Annotated in this window: 15 protein-coding genes; 7 read left to right on the top strand and 8 right to left on the bottom strand. The window is 41.9% G+C overall.

Going from position 1 to position 16,993, the window contains the following annotated elements; genetic code table 11:
• Positions 1-5 precede the first annotated feature (5 nt).
• On the bottom strand, positions 6-1,259 hold the full coding sequence (locus CSV64_RS06705; RefSeq protein WP_099633976.1) for an S-layer homology domain-containing protein: 1,254 nt from the start codon (positions 1,257-1,259) through the stop codon (positions 6-8).
• A 568-nt stretch (positions 1,260-1,827) separates the two neighbouring features.
• Between CSV64_RS06705 and tatA the strand changes: the two genes are divergently transcribed.
• Positions 1,828-2,058, top strand: a complete 231-nt coding sequence (gene tatA / locus CSV64_RS06700; protein WP_099633975.1) for a twin-arginine translocase TatA/TatE family subunit — start codon at positions 1,828-1,830, stop codon at positions 2,056-2,058.
• Positions 2,059-2,066: 8 nt separating this feature from the next.
• Positions 2,067-2,978 carry a twin-arginine translocase subunit TatC gene (gene tatC, locus CSV64_RS06695; RefSeq protein WP_099633974.1) on the top strand — a complete coding sequence of 304 codons (912 nt, stop codon included), beginning with the start codon at positions 2,067-2,069 and terminating at the stop codon, positions 2,976-2,978.
• A gap of 263 nt (positions 2,979-3,241) precedes the next feature.
• On the opposite strand, the gene CSV64_RS06690 is transcribed toward tatC, so the two are convergent.
• A complete protein-coding gene (locus CSV64_RS06690; protein ID WP_099633973.1) occupies positions 3,242-4,477 on the bottom strand; it encodes an S-layer homology domain-containing protein in 1,236 nt (411 codons plus the stop codon).
• 333 nt (positions 4,478-4,810) lie between these two features.
• Between CSV64_RS06690 and CSV64_RS06685 the strand changes: the two genes are divergently transcribed.
• Both CSV64_RS06685 and CSV64_RS06680 read left to right on the top strand, forming a co-directional pair.
• Complete coding sequence (locus CSV64_RS06685) at positions 4,811-5,590, top strand: gluconate 2-dehydrogenase subunit 3 family protein (protein ID WP_099633972.1); 780 nt, start codon at positions 4,811-4,813, stop codon at positions 5,588-5,590.
• 17 nt (positions 5,591-5,607) lie between these two features.
• Complete coding sequence (locus CSV64_RS06680) at positions 5,608-7,368, top strand: GMC family oxidoreductase (protein WP_099633971.1); 1,761 nt, start codon at positions 5,608-5,610, stop codon at positions 7,366-7,368.
• Between the two features lie 97 nt (positions 7,369-7,465).
• Here CSV64_RS06680 and CSV64_RS06675 read toward each other — a convergent pair whose 3' ends face one another.
• The 4 genes from CSV64_RS06675 to CSV64_RS06660 form a co-directional block, all read right to left on the bottom strand.
• Positions 7,466-8,158 carry an acetate uptake transporter gene (locus tag CSV64_RS06675; RefSeq protein ID WP_099633970.1) on the bottom strand — a complete coding sequence of 231 codons (693 nt, stop codon included), beginning with the start codon at positions 8,156-8,158 and terminating at the stop codon, positions 7,466-7,468.
• A gap of 162 nt (positions 8,159-8,320) precedes the next feature.
• Positions 8,321-9,901, bottom strand: a complete 1,581-nt coding sequence (locus CSV64_RS06670; RefSeq protein WP_099633969.1) for an ABC transporter permease — start codon at positions 9,899-9,901, stop codon at positions 8,321-8,323.
• Positions 9,901-10,800 (bottom strand): ABC transporter ATP-binding protein, encoded by a 900-nt coding sequence (locus CSV64_RS06665; RefSeq protein WP_099633968.1) that lies wholly within the window; start codon positions 10,798-10,800, stop codon positions 9,901-9,903. The genes CSV64_RS06670 and CSV64_RS06665 overlap by 1 nt, the downstream gene beginning before the upstream one ends.
• A gap of 136 nt (positions 10,801-10,936) precedes the next feature.
• The gene (locus CSV64_RS06660; protein WP_099633967.1) at positions 10,937-12,415 is read right to left on the bottom strand and encodes an S-layer homology domain-containing protein; all 1,479 of its coding nucleotides are present in this window, start codon (positions 12,413-12,415) and stop codon (positions 10,937-10,939) included.
• A 167-nt stretch (positions 12,416-12,582) separates the two neighbouring features.
• Between CSV64_RS06660 and CSV64_RS06655 the strand changes: the two genes are divergently transcribed.
• Together CSV64_RS06655 and CSV64_RS06650 are read left to right on the top strand one after the other, a co-directional pair.
• Complete coding sequence (locus CSV64_RS06655; RefSeq protein WP_099633966.1) at positions 12,583-12,771, top strand: DUF6440 family protein; 189 nt, start codon at positions 12,583-12,585, stop codon at positions 12,769-12,771.
• Between the two features lie 94 nt (positions 12,772-12,865).
• Complete coding sequence (locus CSV64_RS06650) at positions 12,866-13,708, top strand: tyrosine-type recombinase/integrase (protein ID WP_099633965.1); 843 nt, start codon at positions 12,866-12,868, stop codon at positions 13,706-13,708.
• Between the two features lie 138 nt (positions 13,709-13,846).
• Here the strand turns inward: CSV64_RS06650 and CSV64_RS06645 are convergent, their stop codons facing one another.
• The gene (locus tag CSV64_RS06645) at positions 13,847-14,938 is read right to left on the bottom strand and encodes an NAD/NADP octopine/nopaline dehydrogenase family protein (protein ID WP_099633964.1); all 1,092 of its coding nucleotides are present in this window, start codon (positions 14,936-14,938) and stop codon (positions 13,847-13,849) included.
• Positions 14,939-15,591: 653 nt separating this feature from the next.
• Here CSV64_RS06645 and CSV64_RS06640 point away from each other — a divergent pair.
• Complete coding sequence (locus tag CSV64_RS06640; protein WP_099633963.1) at positions 15,592-15,972, top strand: VOC family protein; 381 nt, start codon at positions 15,592-15,594, stop codon at positions 15,970-15,972.
• A 610-nt stretch (positions 15,973-16,582) separates the two neighbouring features.
• Here the strand turns inward: CSV64_RS06640 and gloA are convergent.
• Positions 16,583-16,963, bottom strand: a complete 381-nt coding sequence (gene gloA, locus CSV64_RS06635) for a lactoylglutathione lyase (RefSeq protein WP_099633962.1) — start codon at positions 16,961-16,963, stop codon at positions 16,583-16,585.
• Between the last annotated feature and the right edge of the window lie 30 nt (positions 16,964-16,993).

Raw genomic sequence — 16,993 nt, 5'->3', positions numbered from 1 at the left:
TTTATTCAATTCACAAACGAGGTGAAGCCATCCGAAGAGTTGAATTTCACTTTGAAGCGTCCATAATCAGAATCCAAGTTAAATGTATATTGATCAAATGTGTATTTGGCGTCTGTTACCGGATCCAATTCGATTTGTTGAGTAGTGGTGACATATTTAGCTACAATATTTTTATGCCCATAGGTTATAAACTCGGCTTCCAATACTTTTTTGGCTTCATTAATCGTCAGCTGGAAGTTCTTCGTCCCAACCTTCGTATACTGTAACGAATTCATCTTCCATTTATTATCTTGTTTTTTAAATTGATAGGCAACAAATCCGCCAACCGAATAACCATTTTGGAATTCCACTGTGTTTACATTCAGCGTATTGGAATCGGGTTGTGTAAACTCGAATCGTACCAATGGCTCATTATTAATATACGGCAAGACGTTAACGTAGCAGTCTTCGCATTTAGGATTATAGTAACCTTTCAGATTGCCATCTACAAATGCTTTTGTCGCACTCATACGTAAAGTAGACGTAATATCCGAATATCCCCACTGATACATGCGTGCATCACGCATAGTCTTCTCCAGTTCAAATGTTCTGCGATTGACGAGATCCCATGCTTTGCCTTTTGTTACTTTATCAGTCGCTGGTCGAGCGTCCTTGACCTTGATGGATGCGTATAAGAACTGTGCATAGTGCGCGCGCGTAACGGGTTCATTCGGCTTAAATTCACCATCAGGATAACCGCTCGAAACACCACTTGCTTTTAACGCATTGGCGTGTGTGTAGCCCCAATGCTCAATATACACATCGTAAAATGAATTTTGTTTCGTCATATACAAATCAAATGCGATATCGAGTACTTTCGCCATCTGAATGCGTGTGATCGGTGCCTCCGGGTTGAAGTAGCCATCCATACCGCCACTAAAGATACCAGCTGCAGTCAATTTCATGATGGAGCTATAGTATGGATGATTCTTCGGTACATCATAATACGTCACTGCCGTTGTCGCTTGTGGTAGTTTCAGTGCTTGATCCAACAACTTCGCCACGTGTTTACGTGAGATCTGTTCCTGTGGCCGGAACGTGTCGTCTGGATAGCCCCCTATAAAGCCTTGATCCTGTAAATATTGGATTGCTTCATAGTTCGGGTGATTCTTCGACACATCCTTGAATTCCTTCGTTGCCGCTTGCGTGGAACCAAATGATACAAATGAAAGCATAACGAGCAGTACCGTCCAAACGAAAATCCGACTAGTCTTGTTCATAATCTTTCCTCCTCAGTGAGTTATTTTGTCGGCTGTGGGTTACTTGTTATTAATATTCTACCAAGTTTCAAATGATTCGTATATACTTATTTTCGCAATATTGCGAATAATTTAACTATATTTTTAATATTTTGTAGCTTTAGAATTTTTACGTTATAAAAGTCTTTGTATTCATCATCTCTAAGAAATAGACTTCTCACGAAAACACCATTTGACCTATTGTACGAAGTTTGGTAGCATGAAAAGATTGTTACACTTTCGACAAATTTCGATTTTGTTTAATGAAATTGTCGAAGGATTTATAATACTACAACGAATACGTTCATGGCCTCAAGCCTCCCAGTGTGACAATTAATAATTCCACTGGGGATAATTTCGACTATAGTGGTCTAGACTTCATTCAATGTGGAAAACTTATTTGTTGTGAGTGCAAGCAATTTCACTCATAATAGTGGTACAACCCTACTGCAACAGTCGGTGCACTTGCCTATCGTACTGCGGAAGGCATTCAGAAATACCGTAAACAAGGCGGATCACTCGTATAAATTAAATAGGAAAGGATGGATGGATGATGAATATAGCAGCAATCGGTGTACCTGGGCTCATTATTATCCTAGTAATTATCTTGATTCTTTTCGGACCTCGTAAATTGCCTGAAGTCGGCTCAGCAGTCGGTAAAACTTTAGCAGAGTTCAAAAAAGCTACAAAAGATATTATGGGCGATGATGAAGAGAAAGACAAGACAACTGTTACGCCTCCAAAGGCAATTGAAACAGACAAAAAAGATATGAATAAGTAGGTGACAAGATGGATCCGTATAGTGATCACAACCGTAAAATCCTTAGCCCGTTAGATAAAAAAGCAAAAGATGAAGAAGCTGCGCTACCCGATCACTCTGCGGAGACTTCTTCCACTGAACAGCAAGCTGTGCCTGAAAAGCTGAAACCCGAACCACAACCGGAAGAACCTAGAATGCCACCGCCAGAAGAACCAAAAGATGAGAAGGCTGATGCAGACCCTGCGTTAATCGAACATCTGACAGATCTTCGGAAGCAGCTTATCAAAAGTGCAGTGGTGTTCTTGATTTTCTTCATTGCTGTCTTCAGTACGATCAATCTGTGGTTCCCGTACGTTACACGGGGCTATACACTGATCGTCCTAAGTCCGCTTGAAGTCATTTCGTTCTATACAACAATTTCCGCTGCGATGGCGTTTGGTTTATCTGTCCCGTTCGTCTGTCATTTCCTCTGGCAGTTCGTCAAACCGGGTCTGACGCAGAAAGAAGGACGTTTCTTAAGTCTGTACTCCCCTGCGATTTTGCTCTTGTTCGTCGGCGGTCTCGCGTTCGGTTATTACGTAGTCAATCCACTGAGCTATAACTTCTTAGTGAAGCTCGGTAAGATGAATTTCGATGTCATGATTACGGCAAAGGAATATGCACGTTTTCTATTAATGACGACGATGCCAATCGGCTTGCTGTTTGAACTTCCGATCGTCGCACTATTCCTGTCCGCTATCGGTATTCTGACATCTGAAACTATGAAAAAAGTGAGAAAGTGGTCATACGTAACGCTCGGTGTAGTGTCTGCGTTAATCACCCCTCCTGATTTCTTGAGTCAGTTGATCATCCTCATTCCAATGATCGCTTTATATGAAGCAAGTATTTTCATTGTCATGAAAACGGAAAAACGACTAGTACCGGATGCAGATGCATCATAATAAATATGAAAAAGCGTCCCACTTTACAAAGTGGGACGCTTTTTTCGTGTCTCTAAGAGGTTTTATTTCATTATCCGCTCATTAAACACCCTGAAGCGCTCTATGACACTACGTATTCGCTCTATCTGGACGTGTTAACGCTCTATCACGCCTCACGACCGCTCTATGCATCCGTATCTCCGCTCTATCCACTTCTTCAACCGCTCATTAAAGCGCTCTGCCAAAACGGCAGAGCGCTTTAATGGTTATATTATGACTGCTTATTAGTAAGCATAGCCATCGTCTGAATTAACCCGAATCGTCTCACGGCCATTTTCGGAGTCTACATTAAATTTGTATTGCGTGAATGTGTACTTCTCTTTCGTAACAGGGTCTTCTCCTGTTTCTTTAGTTTGTGACACGTAGGTAATTCGAACTTTTGGCGAGTTAGGATAATTCAATTTCACCACACGCTCGGCTTCTTGTCTTGTCAGCTCAAAATTCTTTTTCCCGACAGCAGCGCCGGAAAAATCATCCATCTTCCAACTACCTGATTCTTTCTTAAACACGTAGTCAACAAAGCCGCCACCTACTAAAAGATTACTAAATGAAACGGTATGGATACGAAGTGTGTTGGCGTCTGGTTGTGTATAGTCAAAACGCATGGAAGGTTCGATTGTTAAACCAGGAAATAAAAACGAATCGCAATGTGTACAAACACTTGGGTAATCTTCTTTCAATAAGCCGTCCACAAATGCTTTAGTAGCGTACGGTAGTTGTTTTGAACGCAGTTGACTGTATGATTGTTTATCCATTTTCCCTTGGACGCGGATTCCCTCGATTACATTAGGAAGGCGCATAGTCAAATCGACCGCTTTTTCTTTGCTGACTACACTGCCGGAAGGAGTTTTCCCCACTTTCATTGCACGATACAAAAACTCTGCATAATGCGCACGTGTAACGGATTGATTGGGAAGAAACTTTCCGTGATCCCCTTTCGTTACGCCGTTAGAATACAACGCACTGGCATGTACGTATCCCCAATGCAAGAAGCTGAGATCTTCAAACTGGGCTGGTTCCTTCATATTGAACTCAAACGCCAAATCTAGCATCTTCGCCATCTGGATTCGTGTGATGGACGCATTCGGATTAAATTTCTTGTCGAGTCCCCCACTGACGATCCCCTTGTTGTATAACTTCATGATCGGTTTATAATACATATGGTTTTTCGGCACGTCGGAAAAGACCAATTTATCGGTAGGTGGTTGCGGAAACTTCAACACTTGATCGAGCAAAGACGCTACGTGCTTGCGACTCACTGGTTCACTTGGACGGAATGTTCCGTCTGGATAACCATTGATATAACCCGCTTTCTGCATTTCTTGAATCGCGGTGTAGTTCGGATGCTTCTTTGATACATCTTTAAAGTCTTTTGCTGAAGCTTCGTTTAAATCTGCAAAAACAAACGATAATACTAGCGCGAATGCCGTCCATAGTAGAACTCGTACGGATTTTTTCATACTCTTCCACTCCTCCTGTAGTTAGCAGACTATAAAACTATCTACACTTATATTACCAATAAATTACCTGAAAACATAGACACTTTTATTCAACAAAAAAACTATCCCATCTAGTCTATACTTTTTTAGATCTTTGTTGCCACTTTATACTTCCATCCGTTGAATAAACTTCCATTCATTATTGACTGATCTCAGATTGTATTTTCACGATTCCTAGCGAATAGGGGTTGCTATCTTTCACTCCTGATGACCACGAGCCATTGACAAAATGTCGCATTGTGGATAGTATTGTCAAATTACTAGCTAATCGTTTTAAAACTAGGGGGATGGAAAATGGCCGATGAAAAAGGGTTGAAGCCAGGCGAATCCAAAGCTTCACAAGCACCGGATACTAGTCGTCGTCGATTTATGAAAAATTCCGGTATGATCGTCGGAGGAGTTGCAGGTGGTTCTTTACTAGGTGGACTATTAACTAACCAATTTAAATCAGAAAATAGCACGCCCGTAAAAGAGGAGAAGAAAACAGCGGAGCCTACACAAGCGCGCATGTTCTTTGAAAGATACGAGGACTTTGTTGTTCTTGAACAAGCTACTGAACGCATACTACCTGAAGGCGCAAGTGGTCCAGGAGCAATTGAATTAGGTGTTCCGTATTTTATTGATAAACAAATGGCGGGCATTTGGGGGATAAATGGAACCGATTACAGACAAGGTCCATTTACAGTTGTAGATCCACCGGTTGATCAATCGAGTTTGAACAGAGGCCAGATTATGGTAACAGGACTTCGGAAAATGAATGACGAAAGTAAAAAACGTTTCGACGTTACATTTGATAAAGCTGAAGAAGATCAGCAAATTGAGATTATGCAAGACTTTGAGAGTTCTAAAGTGAAATTACGTGGCGTGAGTTCTGCTGGTTTCTTCGGATTGCTTCGTGAACTGACGATGGAAGGCGCTTATTCTGATCCACTTTACGGTGGTAATCGCAATATGGCTGGCTGGAAAATGCAAGAGTTCCCAGGGGCTGTACCTTCCTACGCTGATATCATTGAAAAAGATGAATTCGTTCAACGTGATCCAATGAGTCTAACAAGTTATCAACAAAAATCGTAATATAAGGGGTTACTTACATGGCTGAAAAATTAGATAAAGTGGACGTAGTCGTCATTGGAAGTGGTTGGGCTGGAGGAATAGCTTCTGCTGAACTGAGTAAAGCAGGCTATAAAGTCGTCTGTTTAGAGCGAGGTAAAGAGCGAAGCACGAAAGATTTCATTGGTTCAAAAGATGAACTTCGTTATACAAAGCGTCATGAATTAGCGCAAGACTTAACGAAACAAACGATGACTTTTAGAAATAATGTCGGAGATGACGCGATTCCGATGCGTAAACATAATGGCTACCCGATTTATGATGAAGGTACAGGCGGCACTTCGGTTCACTGGTCAGGCTGGTCATATCGTTGGCTTCCATTTGATTTTGAAATTCGCACTAAAATCATTGAAAAGTATGGTGAAGAGCGTATTCCAAAAGATATGATCGTACAAGACTGGGGTGTTACGTACGATGATATGGAACCCTACTATGATAAGTGGGAAAAAACGGCTGGAATTTCTGGTGAAGTGAATCCTTTAGGACCGCCACGTTCTGATGCCTATCCAAATCCGCCAATGAAAGAATCACCTGCTATTCGATTGTTTACAGAAGCTACGGAGAAACTAGGCTACCATCCATTCCGTATGCCCGCTGCAACGATCTCACAACAATATGTCAATCCAGATGGTGAAACGATTAATGCGTGTGTATTTTGTGCATTTTGTTCCATGTACGGCTGTGACTTTGCGGCGAAAGCCGACCCGATCGTAACGGTTCTGAAGACAGCACAAAAAACAGGGAACTTCGAATTACGTAACAACGCACACGTTAAACGAATTCTTCATGACGGCAAAAAAGCGACAGGTGTATTGTACGTAGATCCATTAACACTTGAAGAATTTGAACAACCGGCAGACTTGGTTGTATCGGCAGCCTTCTTCTCCGGAAACAATCGATTAATGATGTTATCTGGAATCGGTGAGCCCTACAATCCCGAAACTGGTAAAGGCGTAATCGGTAAAAGTTTCACTTCCCATTACACGGGAATCGGTGGAAATTCAGCCACTGCCTTTTTTGAAGAAAAGAAATTCAATACATTTGCAGGAGCTGGCGCACTAGGTTCTGTAATTGATGATTTCAATGGGGACCATATCGATAATACAGATACAGACTTCCTTCACGGATTTAATATTAGTATTTTCCAAGATGGTGCTGCAGCCATTGCCAATAACCGTGTTCCACAAGGCACACCATATTGGGGTAAAGAGTTTAAAGAAAAATCCGTTCATTATGCGCACCGTTATTTAAATATTGGTGGGATGCAAGGCACTATGCCGCATACTCATAACTATATGGACTTAGATCCAACGTATAAAGACATATATGGCGATCCTCTTCTTAGAATCACAGCGAAGTTTACGGATCAAGAACGCAATATGGCCAAGATGATTGCGGAAAAATGTGCAGACATCGCGGAAGCAATGGGTGCGGACATTGTTAACACTCCACCTGTAGCAGACGATGCAGAAATGACTTCTTCAAGCGTCAATACACACGCAGCAGGCGGTGTGATCATGGGTGAAGATCCAGAAACCTCAGCTGTTAACACGTATTCACAAGTATGGGATATGGAAAACGTATTTGTTGTCGGCGGCTCTTCATTCCCACACTTTGGTAACTCCAATCCAACTGAAACCATTGGTGCATTTGCTTACCGCGCTGCAGAAGGTATGATCGACTATCTTAAAGGCGACGGCGGTTTACTAGTTGAAAGTAAGACACGTAAAGAAACGGTTTAATAGAGAAAATCCACACAAAAAGCATCTGCGTAAACGTAGATGCTTTTTGTGTGGAATATATCTTGTATGAATGTACTGGTGTCTGGTTGGATATTGTTTAGCTAAACGTGTTTTTTACTTTTAAGTCCTTACTTGTTTTCACAGAACGTGTCGATGATGCCTTCGCTTCATCCGATTTCTTGAAGATGCCAAACGGCTTTCCTACCGGTATGAATTCTCTGCCGAAATGTTCGTTTAGAACTGCTGCCCCCGCTCCGTAGAACGATAGCAATGAAATAATCATTTCTGAGTAGGCCGCCAATTGCTGAGGGAATGCACCGAACAAGCCGAAACTATCGAGCGCCAAGCCAATAAACAGAAAGTTGATGAAGAAAAATATAGAAAATAAGACCTTATGTGTTTCCATGGCACCGATCGTCAAAAATAGCGTCAGAATTAGATAGCCGACGAATGCGAAGCCTAATTGATGCGGATCCACTCCTGCTGCCAGTGTTTCTCCGAAGATCCCTCGTTGCATCATCCAAGAAGCTGCAACTGCCAGCCAGAAAAGTCCGTATGCACCGAATGCCGTAGCACCGAATGTGTTATTACGCTTCGTATCGATCACGCAAGCAAATAATTGAGCGAAACCGCCTAGAAGTATCGCCCAAGGGATAACAAATGAAACATCTGTCGTAATGCCCAGTTTTTGTGACGACGCGACGAGTGTTACCATCGCCAAACCGAACAAGCCTATTGCAGAAGGGTCTGCGTTAACTATTTTTGTTTCTTGATTTTGATGTATACTCATGACAACCTCCTGAAAATCCAACCAAACCTCACTCATAATAGCACTAATTATTATTTCAGGAAATCATTTTCCACAATTCCTTTCAATAAAACTAGTGCTAGTTTCAATTTGTGCTAAATTTGTCAAAATTGGAAGTAAATTTCATCATTAGTAGACGATTACTTATCCTTCTATATCCCGTGCATTATAGCGATGAAAACCGAAAATAAGCAAAACACCTGCTACTGCCACCAATCCCCCCGCATGCAGCCAGTTCATATCTTCAATCGGCAACTTGGAAACAAAGCCAAACGGCGAAAGCTTTTCCATCCATTTCGGAAACTGAAACAAGCCACCTAAATACAGCGTTAGGAATCCGTAAAATAAATAGAGCCAAACGAAGCCCGTCGCCTTTTGTGCGATGCCGATCAAACATGTGCTAATCGCAATCATCACGACTACAGCAGGAAAATGAACGATACTAGCTTGCCATACAGTTACAAACGTAAAAGGTTCATCCATCGATGTAGTGCCGGCTAACCATAAACCGAGTGCCGAGAAGCTCAACATCATAAATCCAGTGCACAATGCCAACACCAAGTAAGAAGCTAGTAACTTATTTCTCGAAACTGCGCGACCTAGCACATTATCAACACGCGATTTCCGTTCCTCGCCCACTATTTTATGGATAGAAAGCAATGCAGGAATTGTACTGATAAACGCGAGTACCGCCATCAACATGGGCAAGAACTGGGCAGTCAATGAACTGTTTTCATCTGCTACAATCATTGCAGCAAGCATTTCATTATCTTTAAAAAATGAATCTAAATCGCCTAGGACGGAACCGTAAGACAACCCGAGCACTAGCATGCCAACCGACCAAGAAATGAACGCGGTTCTTTGCAGTCGCCAAGCAAGTCCGATCGGATGGCGCAATATAACCGAAGCATGCGCGCGTCCACTTCTTGACGGAAGATAGCCCGAGCCGATATCGCGTTTTCCCTGCAGTATGACGGCTAGTGCGAACGCTAAAAGACTTACGACCAGTAATCCAACTACTGGCACCCAGTTGTTGTCACTGTACGGCTGAACTTGCGTAAGCCAGCCAAACGGTGGAATCCACTCAGTAACTGATCGCAATACATAACAGCCGATCATCACGGTAAACGATAGACCTACCGCACCCCGCGAACTTTCCGAGAGTTGTGCGCAAACCGCTGTCACACCTGCAAAAAACAAGCCGATCGCACCAAGCGATGCACCGTAAATAAGTGATCCAGCTAATCCCATACTGTCGAATGAAAGACTATATAATCCGACACCGATTAGCAACGCGAGTAGCAAATTGACACCGCATAGCGTAAGCATCGAAGCCGTTAGTTGCGAATGTCGAGCAACGGGTAACGAACGCAGTAATTCCGCCTGCCCCTCTTCTTCCTCAGCTCGCGTATGGCGCACCATCAATAAAATATTCATGATGGCAACTGCGATGGCAGTCATTAACAACATCTGATGTGAAACCATAGCGCCCAGCGTGTAATTTGCTAGATCTCCAGGACCTACCATTGCCTCCATCGCGGGATTTTTCATCGTTTCCGCCAGTAGATTACGATCTTGCTCGGTCGGATACAATTCCTTGAAAGCAGGCGGTACAACAAGCGTCATGGCGGTGATACCAACGAGCCACCACATATAGCGCATGCGATCTTGCCGGATTATAAATCGGGATAGACGAAGAACACCTGCAAATGGGGCCCCCTTCATCACACGTCCCTACTTTCTACGTTTTCTTCATAATGCCGCATGAATAGATCTTCAAGCGTAGGCGGCGCACTTTCGATCTTCCGTATACCGTATGCGCTTAACTTGTGCATAATCGCTTCCATTTCATCTGCATCCGCGTGAAACGTCCAGCCGGCTTCTGTCGGTACTACATCATGGACACCTTGCCACGAAGCGAGCGACTCAATCGGAATTCTTGTTTCCACCGTTAGCTGCATCCGCGTCAAATGTCGTAGTTCATCCAACGTACCGCACTCAATCAGACGTCCTTGACGAATAATTCCCACGCGATCGCAAAGCCTCTCGACTTCCGACAAAATATGGCTCGACAGCAACACTGTCTTCCCTTCCGCTTTCACTTCCGCGACACATTGCTGAAATACTTTCTCCATTAGAGGATCGAGTCCAGACGTCGGTTCATCTAGCAAAAACAATTCCGCGTCGGAAGCAAACGCCGCCACTAAAGCAACTTTTTGTCGATTTCCTTTCGAGTATGTTCGGCACTTCTTCGTCGGATCCAACTGAAAACGCGCAAGTAACTCTTCACGCCGTTGTTGATGTACATTCCCTTGCAAACTCGCGAATAAATCAATCACCTCGCCACCCGTTAGTTGCGGCCACAAATTCACGTCTCCCGGCACATACGCAACACGTCGATGAATATCCACTGCGTCTTGCCATACATCCTTGCCGAAAATCGTTGCCGTTCCCTCAGTAGCACGAAGCATACCAAGTAGAACCCGAATTGCCGTCGACTTCCCTGCGCCATTCGGTCCGATGAAGCCAAACACTTCACCGTTCTTCACAGTTAAATCCAGTCCATCTAACGCCTGATGCTTACCGAAAGTTTTCGTCACTTGATTCATCTCAATCACATTCATCTGCATGCCCTCCCTTAGTTTGAGTTAGAGCTTGTTATTGATTGTAGTGTAGCATATGTCGAGCCTACTGAAGACATTTTTTTCGTGCCAAAAAGCAGACATGTACTGCATGCCTGCTCTTCGTATATCTATTCAATTAATCAAACACCATATCATCTTCTTCACTAACAACCGCATCTACATGTAGATAACTCCCCAATTTACTCACTCGGACCGTAATACCGTAGTAAACCCTATGGCTACCCGGTGCCACTTTACTATCCGGGAAATCCACAAAAAATTCTCCTGTTTTTTTCGGCGTTATGCGGAACACATTCGTTCCCGGATCTCGGGTGACGGTCGCAATTTCCTCACTCCCCTTAGGCAACACATGCTTGCCGAGAATAGCACCATCCCAAATCTGCAACACTTCATTCGGCTTGATCGGCGTGATATGCGTGTAATAATAAAATTGATCTTTGTGCTCAGTAGACGTTACGTAATAACGCATTACTTCGCCACCCTCATACTTGACTGTCGCAATGAATGTCCCTGGTTGATCAAAATAGATCACATGGCAATATTGAAGCGTGGAATTTTCGCATCGTTCAAATTCCACACGTTCATTCACCAGTTCACCTAGTTCTGTAGATAAAGAAATCGACTCTGCATCTATGAATGCCTCGTTGTTTTCTCTTCTTTCATAATGCTTCCATAGTTGTGCTGGCGTTGAATAGATATCAGTTGTCTCTTCCAATGAAATATCCCATGCACCATTGACCTTTTTAACATGCACATAGTATTTTCTGTAGTTTTGATCATCTGTATCGGATGAAGCTACTCCTGAAAATGTCAGTGTCGCCGTTCCTTCTTTCTTCGGCACAATATGAATCTTCGTTTTTAAATTGACTTGACTCGGTATTTCACTGTCTCCCACAATATCAACTATATCCGAGTTCGTTTTGCTGACGTCGTTGAATCTCTTCCATTTAAAATCTTTCGCACGGATCGTCAAAATCGCTGGCTTCACATCTTCTGCCGCTTTCAGTAATTTCGCTGCTTGACCTCTCGTAATGGAAGCATTCGGACTAAATGTGGTAGGTGAAGTTCCCGTTGTCAGCCCGAGTTGATACAAACTATAAATCCCATCCCTATGGCCGTTTTTATGCACAACGTCTTTAAATCCATAATCCGGATCGCGATACAACGGCAATTCGAACGCTTTGATGATGATCGAAGCCATTTGCGCGCGCGTAATCGAATCGTTCGGCCCGAATCGTCCGTCACCATAGCCGTTGATGACTCCTTTTTGCGCTAATGCCGCAATCGCCTTATAGTAACCATTTGCAGTCGAAACGTCTTTGAATTTTGGATCTTTTATATGCGTAGTGGGAAGTTTCGTCATCTTCACGATAATGGCAGCCGCCTGCCCTCTCGTAATGGACTCGCTAGGACGGAAAGTTCCGTCTGGATAGCCTCCAATTATATGACGTGACGCCAAGTCATTCACCGCTTTCGCGAAATGCTTCGAATCTGGAACATCCGGAAATTTCGCTTTGTCTGCTGCTGCACTTGATACAGGCAAACCGCATACTAGCAAAATCGCACCGAGTATCGCTATGATTTTATTCTTCATTCGACTTCATCCTCTCCGTAGTCTAGTCATGTGCCGTACAGACGAAGAATTATAGAAATAGTTTCAAATGCTCTTTAGATTATTACATTACTTATTAGGTGTTAAAATAATTTTGAATAACCAAACAGCCGATTGTATAGTAATACTAATACAAAGGAGGGTCTGCTATGGATAAAAAACGTTTTGAAATTATCGAGAAACAAGGGAAATTGATGCAATTCCAAGTGATACGTGACAATGAAACGGGCGTGCTTTATATGTCGCAAGCACAAGGCTACGGTCTTGGAATGACAGTCCTCGTCGACGCGGAAGGAAAACCACTCGTGGATGAAGAGTATTTGCGATCGGGTCGCTAAACTATGTAAACATCTACACTCTCTCAATGAATAAAATTCTTTCATACGGACATACTGGCTACTACTAGATTGCTAATATGGGAGTGTGAATAGGATGTTGATTTGCGAAGCTTGGACGAAATATGAAGCAGATAAACGCATTGAAGGATATTCTCCTCTGACACTAAAAATGTACAGTTATCAATGCGACATGTTGAAACGATTTATCGGTGAGGTATCCATGGAAGATATCACAACGGATGAACTAAAAACCTATCTGATCGAATGCGGCAGTCACTTAAAGCCTTCGAGTCTCGGGCACCGTGTTCGATTCATCCGATCATTATTCAAATGGACACATGAAGAAGGATTCATGGCGAAAAACCCAGCTTCTAAATTAAAAGAACCCAAAATGGGTCAACGCATTCCAAAGTTCCTTTCCAAACATGAAATAGAACATTTACGCGAAGCCTGCGACACCTCGATGGAGAAAGCCTTATTCGAGTTTTTCTATTCAACCGGTTGCCGTATAGGAGAAGTAGCTACACTCAATCGGCGAGATATCGATTTCATCGGCAACTCGGTCATCGTGCTCGGTAAAGGCGACAAAGAACGCGAAGTGTATTTCAATGTACGGTGTGCGATTTGGCTAAAACGATATTTAGAAGAACGCGACGATCAAGACCCCTGCCTATTCGTCACCGAGCGGAATCCGAAGAAACGTATGAGCATCGATACACTACGTTATACTCTCAAGCGTGTATCAAAACGCTCAGGTATTAATAAATGTATACACCCTCATCAGTTGCGGCATAGTTATGCTACGCATCTGATTAACAACGGTGCCCCGCTTGAAGTAATCCAAAGTTTACTCGGACACGAAAAAAGTGAAACTACACGAATTTATGCGCACTTGAGCGGGAAACTACGCCATGACTTGTATAGTAAGTATTTTTAATGTGGATCAACGTACAGATACTTTTTTCTATTCGTCAATGCTACGCTCGCTACGAAAACAGTATACATCCATTTAAAGACCCCCTCACAGAATTGTAAGGGGGTCTTTACCATTTGAATTTGTGTATTTGGCAGTTTCTTACGCTGGTATCATAAAGTCATGATTCGTAAAACCAATTATTTTCTCCAGATTTCCCTTGCCAAGTAACTCCACCGTTCTGGCGTTCTTTCTGAAGTCTACGTTTAACGCTGCAGAAGCGATATCGATCAAGCTACTGCAAGTAGGTGTTTTAATACCCAACATTTGTCCAAGAGATTCTAATAAAACTAAGCCTTCGGGTACGTCTTCTGTAATAAATCGGGAATCTGCTACAAGCGGACCTTCTGGCGAACTGTTCTTTGCATACGTCAGAAACGCTTCTTTCGCATCAATAGTTAGATCTTCAGAATTACGGTACCTACACGCTTCCACATAAGGTAATCTTTCTGCCCCAATTGCCTCAAGAACATTCATCTTTTCATCGTCTAAACTGTTGACGATGTTCCAAACATGCGGTGTAAATACTTCTTTATACATCCAATAATCGCCTTTTGTATGTTCAATGCGAGGAATACTCATAATTCCACCGATTGTATGAACAATTAAATTAGGATTATGAAGAGCTGCTTCGATAATCGAATTCAGATAAACAAAGTTATATTCTAATGTGTTCAGCTTCTCCTGTATTACTTTTTCATTGCGATTAGTAAATATCGCTACAGGATTTCGCACATTCTTGAATAAAACTTTTACTTTCCCAGGTTCTACAATTCGACAATCAATTGGAGAACTTTGTGCTTCCACTATAGTGAAACTTTTCTCTTTTTCGTGTTTTAAGAAATAGGCAGTAGATAAGTAACCTGGTTCCAGCAACACAATTTGATCTTCATTCATGAATGGAATAATACGTTTGATTACGTCCTCATGGTAATTTGTTTGCACATATATAATAATAATTTCAGCATTTGTAATAGCCAATTGTACATCCGTCGTGACTAAATCGAGATGCACAGTAGTTTCTACAGAATGATCTAGTAATGTGATTTCGCCTTTATTTCGCGCAATATGGTCGAAATGTTCAGTATGCAGCCCCTTGGACGTTTTCAATAAGGTGACCAAGTGACCTTTCATTTTTAAATCTGCTGCAATGGTTGTACCTCCGTGCCCTGCTCCTACTACTGTTATGTTCATAAAGTTCCCTCCAATGATTTGATATAAAGATTCATCAATTTCATAGTTACGGGCCCATTTTATATAAACCTTCAAGAGTGTTTACAAAGAGTCTATTATAAGGTTTTTTAGAATACATTTTCCCTCATTAAAATGAAGACAAGTTTCTACCAAAAAAGACTGCTTTCTTTTTTCTATTTATTAACTTTTCTGTATTACTTCTCTATCATACACCCTATTTGAAAATTTAGATAATTATAGCGATATTTAATTAATCATTAACTAGACAATGATAGCTGAATTAAAAAGTGTGGTTACGTTATATGAAAGAGACTTCCTCCACTTGCACAAATGGCATGTTCAGAAAAATGCTGAACCATTATTTATTAAAGGACTTTGAAAAGGCATTGAAATAGTATGAAAGGTTGAGTAGTATTGTAAAATATAGACAGATACAAAAAGCACGAATTGAAACTTCAAATCCATAGCCATGGAAATATTTTAGTAAGTAGTTGCTTATTTGTTTACTGTGGGTTTGGGTTTGGGTTTGGGTTTGGGTTTGGGTTTGGGTTTATGACGATGTTCCATAAACGGGCCATATTATTGCATTGAATTTTTTTTGAGATGATAATTGTGAGTGGTAAAACAATAAAAGTTAAAAAGGAGAAAAGTTAATGATTAATAAAATTGGTCAAATTATGCTTTATGTAAAGAACCAAGACGAGGCAGTTGATTTCTGGACGAAAAAAGTGGGCTTTAGTATCGTTGCTGAAGAAAATGGACAAGGAATGAGATGGGTTGAAATTTCTCCCTCTAAGGATTCAGAAACAAGTATCATTTTACACGATAAAGAAGCAATAGCTAAGATGTCTCCAGAATTAAATCTAGGTACTCCATCTTTAATGTTCACAACTGAAAACCTCGATAAATTATATAACGATTTAACAAGTCAGGGTGTTACTGTTGGGGAGATTATGGAAATGCCGACTGGTAGAGTGTTTAACTTTGCTGACAGTGAACAAAGTTATTTTGCAGTTATGGAAAAAAGTAAATAACATTATTATTTCTACAATCGGGCGCGATTATGGAAGAAGCTTATTTGTAGACGCTTAGTTGATCGGAGTGGAAGCCGGCGACTCCGGGAGGATCAGCGAGAGCCGTAACGAAGAACGGCTTTTGCGAGTGAAGCGGAGCGGAAAGGAGCACATCTTTGCATTGACAGGTGAAACACCCTGCGAGCGCAGCGAAGGGGTGTGGTTCACCGCCCGCCCTCCGGAACGCGTCCGGCTGCAACGCAGATCAACGGTTTCAAACCACTGTCCGAACTATGGGTGCTAGTATAGAATAAGGACCATGCCTCAATCAGGCTGATTTCTTTAATCATAACTGATCAAGTCAAAGAAGATAACGGAGTAGAAATCACTAACGACAGTGTAAAAGATGCGGTTATTAATACAGACCGAACAACATTCACAACGGACGTTTTCACCGAGCAAATGCGAGGAAATCCATAGTCGAGCTGGTCATGAAAACGACGCGATTGATACAATCATCCGTCTAACGAGAAATACTACGACAATAAAAAAGCCTACACCTCCATTCTCTGTTTGGTAAAAGAGTGTCGAGGGGTAGGCTATTTACAATCATTTTTGAATTTAGAATGTTTTAGTGTTTACGCTTTACTTCGATTCTATAGCCGTCAGGGTCAGTAACAAAGAAGTAAGAAGGTGTTCCGCCTGCAAGTCCTTTTAATTCTCCTGTTTCATAAGAAGAAGCTTTACAGATTTCATGCATTTTTTCTAAATCATTTACGGTTACACCTAAATGACTGAAACCATTTCCTATAACATATGGTTCTGCATCATAATTATACGTAAGTTCTATTTGTACTGAAGACCCTGGTGAATTTAGATAGATTAAATCAAATTTATTCTCAGGGAATTCTCTGCGACTGGCTACTTCAAAATCAAAAAGCTCCGTATAAAAATCTAAAGTCGCATCAATGTCTCTAACACGTAAACAAATTTCAACGAGCACTTGGTTCATCACTATCATCCTCCATGATTTTATTGACCT

Origin of the sequence: Sporosarcina sp. P32b, assembly GCF_002743335.1 — a bacterium.
Taxonomy (GTDB): Bacteria; Bacillota; Bacilli; order Bacillales_A; family Planococcaceae; genus Sporosarcina.
Note: the sequence above shows the minus strand (reverse complement) of the source record. Positions and strands in the feature narration are given on the sequence as shown.